Origin of the sequence: Mesorhizobium norvegicum, assembly GCF_004919685.1 — a bacterium.
Taxonomy (GTDB): domain Bacteria; phylum Pseudomonadota; class Alphaproteobacteria; order Rhizobiales; family Rhizobiaceae; genus Mesorhizobium; species Mesorhizobium norvegicum.
On the sequence record NZ_SMYZ01000048.1, the window covers coordinates 1 to 18,982 of the forward strand.

Genomic DNA, 18,982 nt, shown 5'->3' on the forward strand with positions numbered 1-18,982 from the left:
CGCGCAGGCGGCAGGGGCGGAACGCTGGTCCTACGCCGAGTACCTGCACAATGGCATCGATTCGATCGCCTACACGAACGTGTTCTGTTGCCTTTCGTTGCTGTGGGGGTTGGACATGGCGACCTTGCGTGCGCGTCCGGCGTTTCGCCGGGCCCTGCGGCTCATCTCCGCGATAGGGCGCCTGCAGAACGATCTGCATGGACGCGACAAGGACAGGTCGGCCGGCGAGGCCGACAACGCGGCGATCCTGCTGCGGCAGCGCTATCCGGCTATGCCTGTGGTGGAGTTCCTCAACGACGAGCTGGCCGGCCATACGCGCATGCTGCACCGGGTGATGGCGGAAGAACGCTTTCCCGCGCCGTGGGGACCGTTGATCGAGGCCCTGGCGGCCATCCGCGCGCAGTACTACCAGACCTCGACCAGCCGCTACCGCAGCGACGCTGCGGGGGGAGGCCAGCGTGCGCCCGCCTGAACGGCGTGATGTGGCTGCGTGCGCACCGCTGCCGTCGGTCCGATCCGACGCAACGCCGTCCCCCGATGCGACGGATGGAGCGAGCATGAGCGATAGCGACAACGTCCCGAGCCGGCGCAAGGACGACCATCTGGACATCGTGCTGGATCGGCGAACGGCGCCGGCCACGGCCGCCGCCGGCTGGGAGTACATCCGTTTCGAACACTGCGCATTGCCCGAGTTGGACCTGACGCAGATCGACCTGCGCGCCTCGCTGCTGGGCAAGACCATGCGCGCGCCGCTGCTGATCAGCTCCATGACCGGCGGCGTGCCACGCGCCGAGGCCATCAACCGGCATCTGAGCGAGGCAGCACAAGCCTTGGGGATCGCCATGTGCGTCGGTTCGCAGCGCGTGAGCCTGCAATCCCGCAACTCCCAGGGGCTGACGCGCGCGCTGCGCCGCATGGCCCCAGACATTCCCTTGCTGGCCAATATCGGCGCCGCGCAACTGCGCGAGGCCGACGGCCTGGACCTGGCGCGCCGGGCGGTGGATGCGCTGGAGGCCGATGGACTCATCGTCCATCTCAATGCGCTGCAGGAAGCGGTACAGCCGGAGGGCGACCGCGACTGGCGCGGCGTCCTGGCGCAGATCGCTCGCGCCGCGCGCAGCGTGGACGTGCCGATTGTGGCCAAGGAAGTGGGATCGGGCCTGTCCGCCTCGGTGGCCTGCGCGCTCGTCAAGGCGGGCGTGGCGGTCATCGATGTCGCCGGCGCCGGCGGCACCAGTTGGGCCGCGGTGGAGGGCGAGCGAGCCCGCGATGCCGCCGACCGTGCAGTGGCGATGGCGTTCGCCGACTGGGGGATTCCGACCCCGGCCAGCGTGCAGGCGGTACGTCGGGCGCTGCCAACTGTGAAGCTGATCGCGTCGGGCGGGATCCGCGACGGCGTCGACGTGGCCAAGGCCATCCGCCTGGGCGCGGACATCGCCGGGCAGGCGGCCGGCGTGCTGCGCGCGGCGACGGTGTCCACCGAGGCGGTTGTCGCGCATTTCGAGATCGTCATCCGCCAGTTGGCCGTCGCCTGCTTCTGCACCGGCTCGGCTGATCTGGCGGCGTTGCGTCAGGCGCGCTTGCTGCCCTCGGCGCATCTGCCCCCCGGTTAATACCGGCGTCTCCCGCACGTGGCGGCGGGCGCCTAGCAAGCTGCTGAATACCTACGCCAAAGATAGACTACTGATCCACCTTGGCGAGGCGGTTCAATGCGCGAGAGCTCGTGGTCACCAGAAGGGAAGTCGATGCCCAGGACGTGGCTTGGTTGGAGACGCCAAGGATCGTCAAACTGACGATTCTTGTAACGTGGTCGGGGATCGACAACGACAGGATCGAACCGGTCTCGTCACGCATAGCGGAACGATCGCGCCAGAGGAAGCATTCGGTTCTGTCGCAGCATCGGCCAGGCAAAAATAACTTGCGTTGCGCAGATAAAATGCCCTGATCCTGCCATTCCTCCAGAGCAAGTGGGCGGGGAGAAATCTCATACAACTGGCAGCGAAGGGAGGCTCGGCCCAATGAGCGGGGTGGCGCGTGAAGAAGTTAATCCGGTGTCATCGGCAACGTTTGCGCCGCTCGAGAATTCAACTTTCCGTCCGATCTGGATTGCCACACAGGTATCCAGTCTAGGGTGGCTGATTCAAATGGTTGCCATCAGTTGGCTGATGGCGACCATTTCGACATCGGATGTGATGGTCGCCTTGGTGCAGGCTTCGACAACCTTGCCCACATTCCTCCTGTCAATTATCGCCGGCGCCCTAGCCGACAATTACAGCCGCCGCAATCTCATGTTCGCTGGCTGGTGCGTGATAGCATTGTCCTCGACGATGCTGACTGTTCTTGCAGGTCTCGGAATTTTCAATCCATGGATGGTTCTTGCATTCAGCTGTTTGGCCGGAGTAGGCGCCGCTTTCACCGACCCCGCCTGGCACGCGTCGGTTGGCGATATCCTGCGAAAGCGCGATGTTCCGGCCGCCGTCACGCTTATCTCGGTCGGATATAACGCCGTCCGAAGCATCGGTCCCGCTCTCGGTGGCGTCGTCGTTGCTTCCTTTGGCCCTTTGACGGCTTTCGCAGTGGCGACGCTTACATATCTGATGCTGCTGTGGACCATAGGGCGCTGCAAATGGCATGTTCGCTCGTCACCGCTGCCGAGTGAACCATTGACCACGGCGATCCATGACGGAGCGCGCTTCACTGCCCTGTCATCCGAAATCAAGGCAGCAATTGCCCGCGGTGCCCTTTTTGGGCTGACGAGCATCTCTATACTAGCGCTCTTGCCTCTCGTCGCCCGCGATCAGCTGGGGGGAGGGCCAGTCGTTTACGGCATCCTGATGGCCGGCTTCGGGACCGGCGCCTTGTTCGCCGGCATCTGCAACAACATTCTGAGACGGAGGCTGTCCCAGGAACGTTTGACGACACTGTCGTGCATCGCCTGTGCGGCTTGTTGTCTATCGCTTGCTTTCACCCCCTCGGTGGCGGTGGCGGCTATCGCGCTGGCGCTCGGCGGCGCGGGCTGGGTCGTGACCTGGACCGGGCTGGACGTAAGCGTCCAGTTGGCGAGTCCAAGGTGGGTCGTTGGTCGCACGCTCTCGATCTATTATGCCCTTTCATCCGGCGGCATCGCGGCTGGCAGCTGGCTGTGGGGTACGGTGGCCGAGAGCTATTCGCTGAGCTCGGCTCTGGAGCTCTCAGGTGGCGCGCTGGTGCTGGTCGCTGGCACCGGCTTCCTGCTGCCCATCCGTCAATGGAAAGATTCCGATCAGGCTCCTCTTGGCTTCGAAACGCCTCAGGTTGCCCTGGATTTGAAGCCCCGAAGCGGGCCGATCGTCGCCAAGATCGAATATTCAATACCCGAAGCAAATGTCGAAGCGTTCCTGGAGCAGATGCGGGAACGGCGGCGAGTACAAAGCGGCGTTGGTGCGCGACACTGGAATCTCCAGCGCGACCTCCAGCAGCCTTCGCGTTGGACAGAAACCTTCCGCACCCCGACCTGGATGGACTACCTTCGCCTGAACCACCGCCTTACGGCAGCCGACAAGGAGTTGGACCAGCGTCTCCTCGCATTGCACCTGGGAGAGCTTCCTCCTCGAATCACGCTTGCGATCGAGCGCCCGACTGGAGCTGGCCGCAAGCGGGACCAATCGATGCGGTTCTTTTTCCGGCGTTGACATCCGTCCAGGCGTCCGCGCTGGTGAGACAGGATGGGTTGGAAACGAGCCAACGCTCTCACCATCCGTTTTGCAGATCGGCTGCGATCCATTCGGGTGGTTGCCGGCCGGCATACTGGGCGGCTCAGACGTATCCTTGTCGGAGAGATTCCTCGGCACTCGAGCACTCTCTTATACGAGACGATCCTGATGCGTCACGCAAACGGTGAATCACGAACGCTCTCGCCGCAAACCCTTCCGCCCGGAAATCTGCCCCGGTTACGGCTCTCGGCGTATCCCAGAGTTGGGAGAAGCTTCTGCCAGACTACAACTGTAACCTCATATCGGTTTAGCAGGTCAAGCGTCGGTGGTACCCTGATTGGGTAACTTAACGACTTTGGAGGCCGAGCAATGGATCGCGATAACAAACGGGCACGCGCAGCTGCAAGTTCATCCCAAGACGTGGGGAATCGCAGTACCCTCCGTGACCTTCCATACGGACCATTGACCGATGTTGCAGAACGGCTGGTAAGCGCTAACCCGCGCGATACAGCGCGAAATCTTGGGACCTTCAAAGAACTCGGGAGGCGAGAGCGCATAGCCGTTCGGGGCACTCGAACCGAGCCAGAAACTGACCTCGCGAGATTTGAAACGCGGACCAATCAGCTTGGACGATCAGCCGTCGATCTGGGGGACAAATTGACTGCCGGGTTGGGGCACACCTCGGATGAAGTAGCATTGGAGCAATTCAGAGCAGTCAGTAACGTATCCCACTACCTTAGGCCAGAGACGCAAGATAGCATTGTTAATCGCATTGGCAACATGGACCCACCTTCGCAAGCTATCGGAGCGCTTTACGCTGCGCAAAACTTCAGCAAGTTTAACGCTGAAAATAAAGCTCGCATTTTTGATCAGGCCGCTGAATTGGCTACCGATCCGGATGGCCACGTCAGGTCGACAGCATCCAATGCTATGTACGCGATGTATCACCAGTTAGATCCAAATCAACAGGCCCAAGCTCACTCAATTCCCGGCATGCAAGACATCTTGCCGCAGATGCCTCCTCCGCGGCATGCAGCAGAGGAACGCAGTGCGGATCTGGACGCCCACATAGCAGGTATTGGGGCTGCAGTCCGTGATACAGTTGGCCCGCAAACCTCCCACGAACAGCTGCAGCGGGGTGGTCAAGTCGGCCGGGATATAAGCCACTCCTACAATCACGCCCGAGAGAATCTAATGGAGGCGAGGAGAAGCAGGGATCGCACCGGCCGTTGAGGTCTTGGCCATGGCAGTAACACTTCCTCTCCCGAATTCCGTTCACGGCCTTGCTGTTTCCAATTCGCTGGCCGTCGACGTACCTGCTTCGTGAAACTTTCAAAATCCACGTCTGCCGGGTGGCGCGATTCAAGCATCGCACCACCCGCTGCGGCATCGATCTGTCGAGCGTCGGCATCGCGCGACCTCGGTTCGGTGTCTGAAGCAAGCGCAGCATCAGCACGGCTAATTCGGCCATGGAACAATGTCTTCTACAAAAACGACGTCCCCCAACATAGCCATTAGCATCGCGTGCTCACTCGCCTTGGGGTTCTGTGCGGCAAGTCTGTACGCAACCTTCCGCCACGGGGGTAGCGGCGAGGCTCTGATGGCGTTTGATGTCCGTGCCTTTTGGTTTGAGACGCCCTTCTATTTGGGTTTCGCAACCCCCGTTTTCTATCAGGGCGCGGCTATCGTGCTCTCGACGTCTGCGGTTGTCTTGCTGATTCAGCAGGTCGTATTGCGCCGCAAGCTCGAACATCACGGGACCGCTCGTTGGGCTCGAGTGGATGAAATGCGACGCCCGGGATATCTGCGACGCTACCGTGGCGTGACAGGGCCGGTCTTCGGGAAGACGAGTGGTCCTTTCTGGCCTGGCTATTACCTGACCAATGGCGAGCAGCCTCACAGCCTCATCGTTGCGCCGACCCGCGCTGGCAAGGGGGTCGGCATAGTCATTCCAACGCTACTTACATTTAAAGGCTCTGTGATAGCTCTGGACGTCAAGGGGGAGCTCTTTGAGCTCACATCGAGGGCGCGTAAAGCCGCTGGCCACGAAGTGTTCAAATTCGCGCCACTGGATTCAGAGCGGCGCACAAACTGCTACAATCCACTGTTGGATCTCATAGCACTGCATCCACAGCAGCAATTCACCGAAGCCCGCCGCTTGGCCGCGAACCTGATTACGGCCAAGGGGGAGGGGGCGGAAGGTTTCGTCGCCGGCGCGCGAGATATCTTTGTCGCGGGGATCCTTGCCTGCATCGAGCGGGGCACGCCAACAATCGGCGCCGTCTATGATCTGTTCGCTCAGCCGGGGGAGAAGTTTAAGCTCTTCGCGCAGCTCGCCATGGAGACCCGGAACAAAGAGGCACAACGCATCTTCGACGACATGGCGGGGAACGACACGAAAATCCTAACCTCCTACACGTCCGTGCTCGGCGATGGCGGGCTCAACTTGTGGGCGGATCCGGCTGTCAAGGCGGCTACAAGTCGCTCGGACTTTTCGGTCTATGATCTTCGCCGTCGCAGAACGTGCATCTATCTTTGCGTTGGTCCGAACGACCTTGAGGTGATCGCGCCTTTGATACGCTTATTTTTTCAGCAAATCGTTTCAATTCTACAGCGGTCGCTGCCCCGCCAGGACGAAAAGCACGAGGTTCTCTTTCTGCTCGATGAGTTCAAGCACTTGGGGAAGCTGGAGGCGATCGAGACCGCAATTACGACTATCGCGGGCTACAAGGGGCGTTTCATGCTCATCATCCAAAGCCTTTCGGCACTAACGGGGGCTTATGGAGAGGCCGGTAAGCAGAATTTTCTCAGCAATACCGGATTGCAAGTGTTCATGGCCACGGCCGATGACGAGACTCCGAACTACATTTCCAAAGCCATCGGTGAATACACGTTTGAAGCCAAATCGATTTCCTACAGCCAGTCGCGAGCGTTCGACCGGAACATTCAGAATTCGTTTCAAGGTGCGCCGCTGCTGCGTCCCGAACAGGTTCGGCTGCTCAATGACGAGTACGAGATTGTTCTCATCAAAGGTCTGCCGCCATTGCAACTGAGGAAGGTGCGATATTTTTCGGACCGCCTTCTGAAACGCATCTTTGAAAGCCAGACAGGCGCCCTCCCGGAGCCGGCACCCTTGACGGAAGCAGAGGAGGGATTCTCCGCAGAATCTCGACTCGATGAGCCGCTGCGCGGATTGGCGCAAGACTTTGACGATACAGTTTGATGCGAGGCTAATGTGGACCAGCGAAAAAATCCATCCCGTGTAACAGCTTTGCCGCAGGTGCAGGACGCCGGCTTGGAAGAGGATCAAGCGGTCCAGGCCAGGCAAGTGGGCGTTGAGCAGCACCTTGCCGAGGCCCGGAGGCTGTTCGATCAAGCTGACGAGTCGCCAACCAATCCAGAGGAGCTTCAGCGACTGGACCAGGGGTTCCGCGAAGTGCTTCAGCAATGGCAGGATGAGCAAGCCGCCTCGTCTTCTTTCAGCGCTGAGGTTCCCGAGGCGCTCCGGCCGCTGTTCGATGATCGAGCTCACCAGCCGCCAACCAATGCAGAGGAGCTTCTGCGACTGGAACAGGGGTTCCGCGAAGTGCTTCAGCAGCGGCAGGATGATCAAGCCGCCTCGTCTTCGCTCAGCAACCCAGGGATGCGTGCTGGGCCGGAGGACCCCAACAGAAGCGTGTCGGATGCTTTCGCAAGCTCTGGGCACGCCGGAGTTCAGGCCGCCGCCCCGCCAGTCTTGGCTGCCAGCCAACAGCAGATCCGGCCCTCGCCGGATGCGCTTGACCAAGGCAACCACCTGCCACCCCAGGGGGGCATCATCAACAACGAACATTCCACAGCGCTGTTCCCGCCGGCGAAGAGGCAGAGGTCCGTGGATAGGCCGCAAGCCGTCGCCATTCAGCAGCAGCCGAGCGAAATCGGCAATTCAGGCGGCCGCATGCCGATGCAGCCCCCCATGCAGCAATTGGGTGAATTGCCATTGCAAGGGGTACCGGTTCAAGGGACAGGGTCCGAACACATCGGAAGGCTGCATGCGGAAGCCGCGCCCTCAGCAAGGTCCGAGGCGCCCCCGGCTGCGATCGAGGACTCCATAAACGTTTCGTTCGCCGTCCCCCAAGGGTTCTCCCATGGGACCCAACGCGTCCCAGACGCGATGCTCTCTTCCTTGGACCGCCCTGGCCCCTTGCCGGATGCTGGCCAAGCGCGGCAAGCGGGCTTTGAGCAGCACGTGGCCGAGCCGCGCCGAGCCGACCCCGTTGCGAGTGGCGCCCGTGCTTCCCGCTATCACCATCTGTCCGGCGAACACCGGGACCTTATTGATAGAGCGATCGCCCACTCCCAGGAAAAATATAGCGAGACCACGGCCCGAAAATACACGTTTGCACTTCGCCGGTTGGCGAATGATCTCAGCGCTCGTGGCCAAGCGACCGATCTAAGAGATCACAAATCCCTGGTCGATCACGTCGGTGCTTTCTTTCCGAAAGACGTTGATATGAAGAGCGCGTTGAAGGCCCTGCGTGCGTATCATGAGCCGAGCTATTCAGCGACTGCTGGCGGCCCTGCTGCCAGCTATCCCCATCTGTCCGCCGAACACCGGGACGTTATTGATAAGGCGATCGACCGCGCTGCGGCTCAGCAAAACCAGAGCGCGGACACGCTGCGAATATACTCGAATGCGCTTCGCCGATTGGCGAATGATCTCGGCGCTCGTGGCCAAGCGACTGATCTAAAAAATCACCAATCCCTGGTCGATCACCTCGATACTTTCTTTCCGAATGACCAGAGCATTAAAACGGCGTTGAACGTCCTACGTGCGTATCATGAGCCGGGCTATGCAGCGACCGGCTGGTGGCCAGCGGCGGTGCCTTCAAAGCCAGATGCGCGTATCTTGGAAAAATTAAGCAGTGACAGCGAGTTGGCCGTAAGCACCCGTGTCGTCTATGGTCGACTTCTTCGCAGATTTTCTGAGGAGCTTGAGAGTCGGGGCCAGACGATCTCTGGGCTGGATCACAATTCGCGGACCGAACTCGCCGAGGCGTTGTTTCCAGGCAACAAGAAACTCCGCTTGGCGCTGCAGCGGGTTCACAATGCGGAGGTTCCCGAGGCCTTGCGGCCGCTGTTCGATAATCGAGCTCACAAGCCGCCAACCAATCCAGAGGAGCTTCTGCGACTGGAACAGGGGTTCCGCGAAGTGCTTCAGCAGCGGCAGGATGATCAAGCCACCTCGTCTTCTTTCAGCGCGAAGGTTCCCGAGGCGCTCCGGCCGCTGGTCGATGATCGAGCTCACCAGCCGCCAACCAATGCAGAGGAGCTTCTGCGACTGGAACAGGGGCTCCGCGAAGTGCTTGAGCAGCGGCAGGGTGATCAAGCCACCTCGCCTTCTTTCAGCGCGGAGGTTCCCCAGGCGCTCCGGCCGTTGTTCGATGATCGAGCTCACCAGCCGCCAACCAATGCAGAGGAGCTTCTGCGACTGGAACAGGGGTTCCGCGAAGTGCTTCAGCAGCGGCAGGGTGATCAAGCCGCCTCATCTTTGTTCAGCAATCCAGGGATGCGTGCTGGGCCGGAGGACCCCAACAGAAGCGTGTCGGACGCTTTCGCAACATCTGGGCACGCCGGAGTTCAGGCCGCTGCCCCGCCAGTCTTGGCTGCCAGCCAACAGCAGATCCGGCCCTCGCCGGATGCGCTTGACCAAGGCAACCACCTGCCACCCCAGGGGGGCATCATCAACAACGAACATTCCACAGCGCTGTTCCGGCCAGCGAAGAGGCAGAGGGCCGTGGATAGGCCGCAAGCCGTCGCCATTCAGCAGCAGCCGAGCGAAATCGGCAATTCAGGCGGCCGCGTGCCGATGCAGCCCCCCACGCAGCAGTTGGGTGAATTGCCATTGCAAGGGGTACCGGTTCAAGGGACGGGGTCCGAACACATCGGAAGGCTGCATGCGGAGGCCGCGCCCTCCGCAAGGGCTGAGGCACCCCCCGCTGCCATCGAGAACTCCATAAACGTCTCATTCGCCGTCCCCAAAGGCTTCTCCCATGGGACTCCGGATGCTGGCCAAGCGCGGCAAGCGGGCTTTGAGCAGCGCGTGGCCGAGCCGCGCCGAGCCGAACCTGTCGCGAGTGGCGCCCGTGCCACCGGCTATCGCCATTTGTCCGACGAACACCGCGACCTTATCGATAAGGCGATCGCCCACGCTGCGGCTCAGCAAAAATATAGCGAGAGCACGGTCCTAAAATACAGGTATGCACTTCGCCGATTGGCAAATGATCTCGGCGCTCGTGGCCAAGCGACTGATCTAAAAAATCACCAATCCCTGGTCGATCACCTCGATGCTTTCTTTCCGAAAAACGATGATATGAAGAGGGCGTTGAACGTCCTGCGTGCCTATCATGAGCCGGGCTATTCAGCGACTGTTGGTGCCCCGGCTAACCGCTATCCCCACTTGTCCGACGAACACCGGGACGTGATTGATAAGGCGATCGCCCATGCTGAGGCTCAGCAACGCCATAGCGCGCCGACGCTCCGAATATACTCGTATGCGCTTCGCCGATTGGCGAATGATCTCGGCGCTCGTGGCCAAGCGACTGATCTAAAAAATCACCAATCCCTGGTCGATCACCTCGATACCTTCTTTCCGAAAGACACTGACATAAGGGATATAAGGCCGGCGTTGAACGTCCTGCGTGCGTATCATGAGCCGGGCTATTCAGCGACTGGCCGGTGGCCAGTGACGGTGCCTTCAAAGGCAGATGCGCATGTCTTGGAACAAGTGACCAGTGACAGCAGCTTGGCCCCAAGCACCCGTGTTGTCTATGGTCATAGTCTTCGCAGATTTTCTGAGGCGCTTGAGAGGCGGGGCCGGACGATCTCTGGGCTGGATCATGATTCGCGGATCGAATTCGCCGAGGTGTTGTTTCCAGGCAACGATTATCTCCGCTTGGCGCTTGAACGGGTTCGCGATGCGAAGCCTGCGTCAGACAGGATCGTGGCGGACGCTTTGGCAGCGGCCGGCTCTGGGCACGCCGGAGTTGAGGCCGCCGCCCCGCCAGCGTTAGCTGTCAGCCAACACCGGCCCTGGCCGGATGCGCTTGACCAGGGCAACCTCCTGCCACCCGAGCGGTTCATCATCAACAATGAACATTCGACGGCGCCGTTGCGGCCGGCGGAGAGGCAGGGGACTGATAATCCGCAAAGCATCGCCATTCAGCAGCCGCCGAGCGAAGGCGGCCGCGTGCCGATGCAGCCCCCCATGCAGCAGTTGGGTGAATTGCCATTGGCAGGGGTACCCGTTCAAGGCCCAGGGTCCGAACACATTGGAAGCCTGCATGCGGGGGCCGCGCCCTCAGCAAGGTCCGAGGCGCCCCCGGCTGCGATCGAGGACTCCATAAATGTTTCGTTCGCCGTGCCCAAAGGCTTCTCCCATGGGACTCAACGCGTCCCAGAGGCGATGCTCTCTTCCTTGTACCATTATGGCCTCTTGCCGGACGCGGACAAGCCGGAATGGAACTACGAGATTAAAGGCCACGGCTACACCGCCCGGAGGCCAGAGGAGGGTAATGACGTTTGGCTCCTCCATCGCGGAGCGATAAGGGAAGCTGGAGCGGCAGCAGTACCGGCAAGGGCTCCGGGACCCGCCTTGCCAGCGACCGCCAGGCTCTCAGACACCCATCTCGGGGTTCCGTTGGTCGATCTGACCACCTCCTCCGATGCACACATCGAAGCCCTTCCGTCAGGCTCGTCCAATCTCCCCCGGGGGGCGGTGCTCGGGGCCACCCAACTGCTGGGCGACGAACATATCCAGAGGGATTACGAATTCCTCGAGCAGCAGCTGCAGCAGGCCGATCCAGCGCTCGCCGCCCGGACGCGGCTGGTCGATCCGTCGGTCTCCCATCTGCTGCGCCACATGGAGCAGCAAGACGCGCGAGGCACATTGCAGTCGATTTATGATCGAAACGCCGGCCCATCCGACTTCCTGTTCGTGCCAGTGAACGATGGGGTGGGTATTGACCACGGCACCCATTGGTCGCTGCTCCTCGTAGATCGCCGCGATCCGGAAAGAGCGGTCGCCTATCACTACGACTCCATCCAGCAAAATGAACAGCGATACAACGACGCGCCTGCACGAAAGCTCGCTACAAGACTGGACGCGACCCTGGTAACACCCGACATGGCGCAGCAGAAAAACGCTGTTGACTGCGGCGTCTTCGTGGTGGACGGCACGCGCGAGCTGGTTCGTCGATTGGCGAACGAAGAGCGGCCAGACCAGCAGCTGCCGCTGCACCTCAACTACCTCGTCGCCGATCGGCAGGCGCTGCAAAACCGACTGAGAGAGGGGCGCTTGCCGCACGAGCTTGCCGCAAGCCCCGCCGAAGCTTTGGCAGCAGCCGGGTCGCAGGTGCAACACGCCGCGTTGCAAGAACAGCAAGCCAGACAGGTCGCGCCAGCGCCGTTGGAACGGCACTTGGGCCAGACGCGCGAGGCCGAGGACAAGCTGACGAGTACACTGCACAGGAGCAACCGCGTGAACAGTGGGGGCGTCATCATCAACACTGAACGTTACACAGCGCCGTTGAGACCAGCGAAAAGGCAAAGGACTGACAATTCGCAAAGCCTCGCCATCGGGCGGCAGCCGAGCGACGCAAACACAACGTCCATCGGCCAAGCCTCCGATCAAGCCCGAGCGGACCTCATGGCTTCCTTCAGGAGCAGAGAGCGCTCCGACGCTGGACGTTGAGCTCGACGGCTAAGCAGAACAGCTCTTTTGGCGACGGAGAGGCTGATGCGATCTCCGGACCGGTAGCTCTCACCGTAATTGATCAGACTGGCACTGTTGGAAGGCGATGTAGGCCTGGAACTCGCCGATCGCCAGCGAGGCGCTGAGACGATCGCCCACCTCAATAAGATCGAGGACGATATCCGCGGCCGATCGGCCGATGAACGCCGTGCGACGCGTCGGGAAAATAGCCGCGCTATTGTCGCCATCTTGAACCTTGGCTGCGTGAAAGCTCGGCCTGATCGGTCAGAAGACCAAGGTCGCCGAGGCAATCCGCTACACGCTCTCACGCTGCGAAGGCCTCTCGCGCTTCGTTGACGACGGTCGCACCGAGATCGACAACAACACCGTCGAGCGCTCAATCCGTCCGCAAGTACGCGCTCTTCGCCGGCTTGAACGGCGGTGCCGAACACTGGGCAGTCATTGCGTCGCTGATCGAAAGCTGCAGGCTCAATGGTGTCGAGTCACTCGGTTATCTCGCCGACGTCCTCACCACCAGGATCGTCAACAGCCATCCCAGCCAGATCGACGAGATGCTGCCTTGGGTCCGACATCCAGGCGCCGAGCTAAAGGCCGCCAGAAAACACCGCCACGCTTCATCAGTCTCGTCAGCCAATCTCCAGAATAGCTCCAGTCAGGCGGCCAAGGTGCCTCCGTAGCTAACGTCTACGTCAGCGTTGAAGAAATACCCTGCACCACGGCATGTCTTGACTAGCCTTGGATTGGCCGCATCAGCCTCCAGCTTTCGGCGCAAGCGCAAGATTAGGACATCGATACTTCGATCGTAGACCTCTTCTCCACGCACACGGCTCGCGAGCAAAAGCCGTTCTCTGGATAGGACATTGCGGGGGTTCTCCAGGAACGCGATCAGCAGGTTGAACTCACATGCGGTAAGCTTGACTTCGCCACGCTCCGCACAGATCAGTCGCCGCTGCTTGACGCTGAGCTTCCAGGCTCCGAACCGAAATGAGCGATGATCTTTCGTTCGCGGACTGGAAATGCGCTGGCGTAGCCCTACTCGAATGCGGGCCAAGAACTCGCGCAGCCCGAAAGGCTTGGGGATGAAATCGGTTGCGCCGAGCTCCAGCGCAACGACTTTTTCCGCCTCATCAAGCCGGTCGCCGCTGATCACTATGATGGGTAAATCCGATTTTGTCGCCAGTTTGCGGACGATGGCAAGCCCATCCTCCCGGCCTAGGTTGAGGTCAACAACCACGAGATCGACTGGCTCATGCGATAGAACGTAGTTAAACTGCTTGCTATCGTTGACTGCGGTCACCTTCAAGGCATGCATCATGAGATACTGGGAGATGAGGCGTCGCATTGCGGCATCATCGTCAATGACAAGAACATGTTTCAACGGCTCACCTTCAATCTTGAATCCCCTTGTCTAAAGCTGTTGCCGAGCAACCCTTGGGGCACCACGCAGAACAGCTGCCCCTTGCTACCACTCGCCGGTGCGTGCGGCCAATGTGAGGCCGTTGCTCGGCCTGGTCTTTTCATCCACAGCGAATTGACCGCATCCAGGCAGCCGGTGGCCACCACACATCTCCAAGCGCCGGTATGACCCCGTGTGGTCCTTCGCTTATTCGCGAGCTCCGCCGTTGGTGCAGGCCTGCCAACACCACTTGATTACGACGGCACGGACGCCCGATCGCTTGCCATGTCCTTGCATCTTCTTCGCGTTTCTGGCGCTTGCGGACCTGGATCACCTCGAAATCCTCCCGCTCGTGCGTGCGGCTCGGACGCGGTGGAGCAGCGCGGCGTTTGATTGATCGCAAAGGCGGTTGGCCGAAGAACGACCGTGATTCGCTATAGTGGCCTTGTGCCAAGGCTATGTCTCCTGCCCAAGGCAGGTCATTGGGCAGTGGCCGGCGGCGCCAATCCTGTTCCCGGCGATCGGCAGGTCCGATTACGGTTACGGTTACCTTGCGAGCTAACATTTCTCAGTTGATGCAATACCTTCCTTTTGAGCCTGTCACTGTACTTGTCGAGAGCGCTGACGGACTGCGTCAATCCGCCTGCGGTTTCTGCCGATGGGACTGTGCGTGACCCACCAGTTCGCTGCGCGGCCGAACAGCTGAACCAGGTCTCGCACCAGGCCGGCTGCGCCGCCACGTCTTCCCAGTTGACCCTCGTCCCGCATATTTGCGCCTCCGACAAGCTTCGCGGACGAACTCGCGGTTTCAACCAATGCCTGAGTATGCAGGGCGCATGGCTGTCTCTTGCAACAACGGCAGCATGTCGCAACATTGGGCAGCTCGGCGCCCTAGTCGGTTCTCGCGTTCGATCGACCCAAGCTTCCGCAGCCTGAGATGAACCCGCCAAGCTCCCCATTTTGTCCTTCGGCCAGGCGCTGACACAAGATTCCATCACCGCCCATGCCAAGTCGCGGTTGACGCTGCAAGAGCAACGGACAGCCGGGACGGGCAATCCCGCGCAGGAATGATCCACCGCGATGGTCGAGATGTGCCGGCTGATCGCGCCCGCGCAACCCGCGCATGCGCAAGGTGCCCATGCACCCGGACACGAACAAGCTCTTTGCTTCAGTTGAAACCGAAAAAGCTGAACTTGAACATCACGCAGTAACAAACCTGCCCGATAAGCGCGTGCCGGACAGGGCCAGAACCGGTCCGGACGCTTCGAAAGGTAGGGGATAGGAATGTTTATTGCAGCTTGGCCGCTGGCCATCGCCCTGTTGACATCCATGTCATTCCCAGCCGAGCCCGCGCCACTTTCGCCCCGTGAATTCCACGGCCTGTCGCGCAAATGCGCTCCCTGGGTTGCGCCGTCCACACTCGCCGCGATTGCCAAAATTGAAAGTGGCTTTGAAACGCTGGTGGCTCATGACAACACCACAGGTGAGCAGCTTCGCTGGATAGACCGCCTGGAAGCGACGCGGGGCATCAAGAACCGCCTCGAAGCACAACATTCTGTCGATGTCGGATTGATGCAGATAAACAGCAAGAACTTTTCCTTCCTCAATCTCACGCCGGAAAAGGCTTTCGAGCCCTGCGCCTCGCTATCGGCCGCCGCCCACTTGCTTGAAAGCCGGTATGCCGGCGGCACGACTGCTCCGGCGCAGCAACTGGCGCTTCGCCGTGCCATCTCGGCCTACAACACGGGCGACGTCACGCGTGGCTTCACCAACGGTTATGTACGCAAGGTCGAGTCGGCCGCAAAGGACATCGCGAGTCATCTCGAGCGAACGCTGGAGCCGACCGCTCCAGATGCGCCACACCTTGAGGCATCCGGTCGGAAAGCCGTGCCGCCTCTGCTCCAACAGAGCCAACAGGCCAATGGAAAGCAGCCCAAACAAAATTCTTGGGACATCTGGGGCTCGTATGAGTCAAACCGCTCCGGGGCCGATCCCTCCGGTCCGACAGGCAGCCAGGCTGCGGAAGAGCGGAAACCCTCGAACCCGAACAAACTCGTATTCGATTGAACCATGGAGATACAATGATGAAGCCATTCAAAATACTTCGTGCGCTTAAAACGCGTGTTCCTTCGCCTTTTTCCATGCTGCGCACGACGGCTGAATATGTACCGGCCGCTGCTGCAGGCGCCGCGTGGACGGTCTTCTCCATCGGGCCAGCCTCGGCTCAGGTGACCGGAGGGACGGATCCCGCCAAGATGGTCCAGAATATCTGCACCTTCATACTTGGCCCCTTCGGACAATCACTGGCGGTGCTCGGACTCGTGGCCATCGGCATCTCTTGGATGTTCGGTCGTGCTTCACTTGGCCTGGTTGCGGGTGTCGTTGGAGGGATCGTCATCATGTTCGGCGCAAGCTTCCTGGGCAAGGCGCTCATAGGCGGTGGCTGATGAGCGACCGGTTGGAAGTGAGCACCCTCTATGTGGCGGCGACACGTCCCGCACTGTTTCTGGGGGTGCCGCTGACGCTGGCCGGATTGCTGATGATGTTGGCTGGTCTCGTCATCATTGTCCTTCAAAACCCACTTTATGAAATCGTGCTCGTGCCACTTTGGTTCGGGGCACGGCTGGTGGTTGAGCGTGACTATAACGCCGCAAGCGTCGCGCTCCTCTATTTGCAGACGGCCGGCAGAAGCGTGGACGGGCCGGTCTGGGGTGGCGCGAGCGTCAGCGTCAATCCGATCAGAGTGCCGAAACGCGGAAGAGGAATGGTGTAATGTTTGGCGCCAGTGGCCGGACCGAGAGATCTGGCGAGATCTATCTTCCGTATGTCGGTCATCTCAGCGACCAGGTTGTCCTGCTGGAAGACGGATCGATCATGGCCATGGCACACGTGAACGGCCTGCCCTTTGATTTGGAAGACGCAGAGATGCGCAATTCGCGCTGCCGCGCGTTCAACACTCTCTTGCGCAACATCGCGGATGACAATGTCACGCTATACGCTCATCTTGTGCGCAACAACGATGTGCCGGAGCCGGCATCGCGCCAGTTTCAAAGTGCATTTGCTGGCAGTCTGAGCGAGGCCTATGAGCGCCATGTGCTGTCGGGCAAGCTCTTTCGCAACGATCACTTCCTCACTATCGTCGTGTCCCCCCGCACCGCAATCGGTAAGATCGGCTGGCGCATTGCCAAATCCCCCAGACGGAATGACAAGGATCTGGCCACACAACTGCGAAGCCTGGAGGACCTCTGGCAGATCATTGCTGGCTCACTCGGCGGTTACGGTCTGTGCCGGTTGGGTATTCGCGAGAAAGGCAACGTGCTCTTCACGGAAATTGGTGAGGCGCTTCGGCTGATAATGACTTGCCGGTTTCTTCCGGTTCCGATGGTTACCGGCTCGCTTGGCGCCTCGATCTACACTGATCGGGTCATCTGCGGGAAGCGGGCGCTTGAGATTCGAAGACCCGGGGATAGCTCCGTGGGATCATTGTTTTCGTTCCGTGAATATCCGGCGACGACGCGGCCAGGCATGCTAAATCCCTTACTGTCCGCCAACTTCCCGCTTGTCCTGAGCCAGAGCTTTTCCTTCCTCACTCGGCCACAAGCTCATGCGAAGCTTAGCCTTAAATCCAGCCAGATGACGAGCGCCGGCGACAAGGCTCTCACCCAGATCAATGAACTTGCCGAGGCAGAGGACGCACTGGCAAGCAACGAGTTCGTCATGGGTTCGCATCATCTGAGCCTGTGCGTCTATGGCGACAGCCTCAATAGCCTTGCAGATCGCGCGGCAAATGCGCGCGCAAGGCTGGCCGACACAGGCGCCGTTATCGTCCAAGAGGGTATCGGCATGGAGGCCGCGTACTGGTCCCAACTCCCGGGGAACAACAGGTGGCGCACGCGCCCCGGGGCGATCACCTCGTACAATTTTGCCGGGCTTGTCTCATTTGAGAACTTCCCCAGCGGTTCCAGCTCCGGCCACTGGGGCAAAGCTGTTGCGCGCTTTCGCACAAACGGTGGAACGTCTTTCGACTACATCCCCCATGAGAATGACGTCGGCATGACGGCGATATTCGGACCCGTCGGCAAAGGCAAGACGACGCTGATGACCTTTATCCTCGCGATGCTTGAGCAAAGCGTGGTCGATCGCAATGGCGCCATCGTCTTTTTCGATAAAGACCGGGGTGGTGAACTGCTGGTGCGAGCCACGGGAGGGACATACCTTGCGTTGCGCAGAGGCGCTCCGAGCGGCTTGGCCCCTCTGCGCGGACTGGACAACACCTCCGCCTCGTTGGATTTTCTGCGCGAATGGCTGATGGCCCTCATCGAGAGTGACGGCCGTGGTCCGATCTCGCCGGAGGAAAGCCGTCGACTGGAACGTGGCATTCTTCGTCAACTTTCGTTTGAACCCGCCATGCGTTCACTTGCGGGCCTGCGCGAATTCCTGCTGCACAGCCCCTCGGAGGGCGCGGGAGCACGGCTGCAGCGGTGGTGTAGAGGGAATGCGCTTGGATGGGCCTTTGACGGCGATGAGGACGAAGTCAGGCTGGATGCCTCCATTACCGGCTTCGACATGACGCAGCTCCTGGAATTTGAGGAGGTCTGTGCGCCGGCCGCCGCATATCTTCTGCACCGCGTGGGCGCTGTTGTCGATGGCCGTCGGTTCGTCATGAGCTGCGACGAATTTCGCTTCTATCTGCTCAACCCGCAGTTCTCGGCTGTTATCGACAAGTTCCTGCTCACCGTCCGCAAGAACAACGGCATGTTGATACTCGCAACGCAGCAGCCTGAACACGTGCTTGAATCGCCCCTCGGGGCCAGTCTCGTTGCACAATGCATGACCAAGATCTTCTACCCATCACCGACGGCCGACCGGGCCGCGTATGTCGATGGCTTGAAGTGCACCACGCAGGAGTTCGAGGCAATCCGCCAGGGAATGGCAATTGGCAGCCGCAAGTTTTTGCTCAAGCGCGAGAGCGGGAGTGTTGTTTGCGAATTCGATCTTGGCCAGATGCGCGAGTATGTAGCCGTACTCTCGGGGCGGGCCAACACCGTGCGCTTTGTCGACCAGCTTCGTGACCAGCACGGAGATGCCCCAAGTGCGTGGCTCGACAAGTTCATGGCTCGTTACAACGAAATTCAAGACTGA

Annotated in this window: 10 protein-coding genes and 1 pseudogene; 10 read left to right on the forward strand and 1 reads right to left on the reverse strand. The window is 60.4% G+C overall.

Annotated features, from left to right (window positions below; genetic code table 11):
* The 6 genes and pseudogenes from FCU66_RS20590 to FCU66_RS20620 all read left to right on the forward strand — a co-directional run.
* On the forward strand, window positions 1-472 hold a 472-nt coding region (locus FCU66_RS20590), incomplete at its 5' end, for a terpene synthase family protein (protein WP_425462860.1).
* Between the two features lie 85 nt (window positions 473-557).
* Window positions 558-1,613: a type 2 isopentenyl-diphosphate Delta-isomerase gene (gene fni, locus FCU66_RS20595; protein WP_136621958.1), complete on the forward strand. Its 1,056-nt coding sequence runs from the start codon at window positions 558-560 to the stop codon at window positions 1,611-1,613.
* A gap of 405 nt (window positions 1,614-2,018) precedes the next feature.
* Window positions 2,019-3,671: an MFS transporter gene (locus tag FCU66_RS20600; protein WP_136621957.1), complete on the forward strand. Its 1,653-nt coding sequence runs from the start codon at window positions 2,019-2,021 to the stop codon at window positions 3,669-3,671.
* 1,498 nt (window positions 3,672-5,169) lie between these two features.
* Complete coding sequence (gene virD4 / locus FCU66_RS20610) at window positions 5,170-6,915, forward strand: type IV secretion system ATPase VirD4 (RefSeq protein ID WP_136621955.1); 1,746 nt, start codon at window positions 5,170-5,172, stop codon at window positions 6,913-6,915.
* Between the two features lie 48 nt (window positions 6,916-6,963).
* The gene (locus FCU66_RS20615; protein WP_136621967.1) at window positions 6,964-12,423 is read left to right on the forward strand and encodes a Ulp1 family isopeptidase; all 5,460 of its coding nucleotides are present in this window, start codon (window positions 6,964-6,966) and stop codon (window positions 12,421-12,423) included.
* A 121-nt stretch (window positions 12,424-12,544) separates the two neighbouring features.
* A pseudogene (locus FCU66_RS20620) lies at window positions 12,545-13,007 on the forward strand (IS66 family transposase); the annotation flags it as partial.
* An 89-nt stretch (window positions 13,008-13,096) separates the two neighbouring features.
* Here the strand turns inward: FCU66_RS20620 and virG are convergent.
* Complete coding sequence (gene virG / locus FCU66_RS20625) at window positions 13,097-13,822, reverse strand: two-component system response regulator VirG (protein ID WP_136621954.1); 726 nt, start codon at window positions 13,820-13,822, stop codon at window positions 13,097-13,099.
* A 1,302-nt stretch (window positions 13,823-15,124) separates the two neighbouring features.
* Here virG and FCU66_RS20630 point away from each other — a divergent pair.
* The 4 genes from FCU66_RS20630 to virB4 are packed head-to-tail and all read left to right on the forward strand — an operon-like array spanning window position 15,125 to window position 18,982.
* Entirely contained in the window at window positions 15,125-15,907 is a 783-nt protein-coding gene (locus tag FCU66_RS20630) for a type IV secretion system lytic transglycosylase VirB1 (protein WP_136621953.1), read from the forward strand.
* A gap of 14 nt (window positions 15,908-15,921) precedes the next feature.
* Window positions 15,922-16,287 carry a pilin major subunit VirB2 gene (gene virB2 / locus FCU66_RS20635; protein ID WP_032925931.1) on the forward strand — a complete coding sequence of 122 codons (366 nt, stop codon included), beginning with the start codon at window positions 15,922-15,924 and terminating at the stop codon, window positions 16,285-16,287.
* Complete coding sequence (locus FCU66_RS20640) at window positions 16,287-16,613, forward strand: type IV secretion system protein VirB3 (protein ID WP_006329140.1); 327 nt, start codon at window positions 16,287-16,289, stop codon at window positions 16,611-16,613. The genes virB2 and FCU66_RS20640 overlap by 1 nt, the downstream gene beginning before the upstream one ends.
* Complete coding sequence (virB4, locus tag FCU66_RS20645) at window positions 16,613-18,982, forward strand: type IV secretion/conjugal transfer ATPase VirB4 (protein ID WP_136621952.1); 2,370 nt, start codon at window positions 16,613-16,615, stop codon at window positions 18,980-18,982. Before FCU66_RS20640 ends, virB4 begins: the two co-directional genes overlap by 1 nt.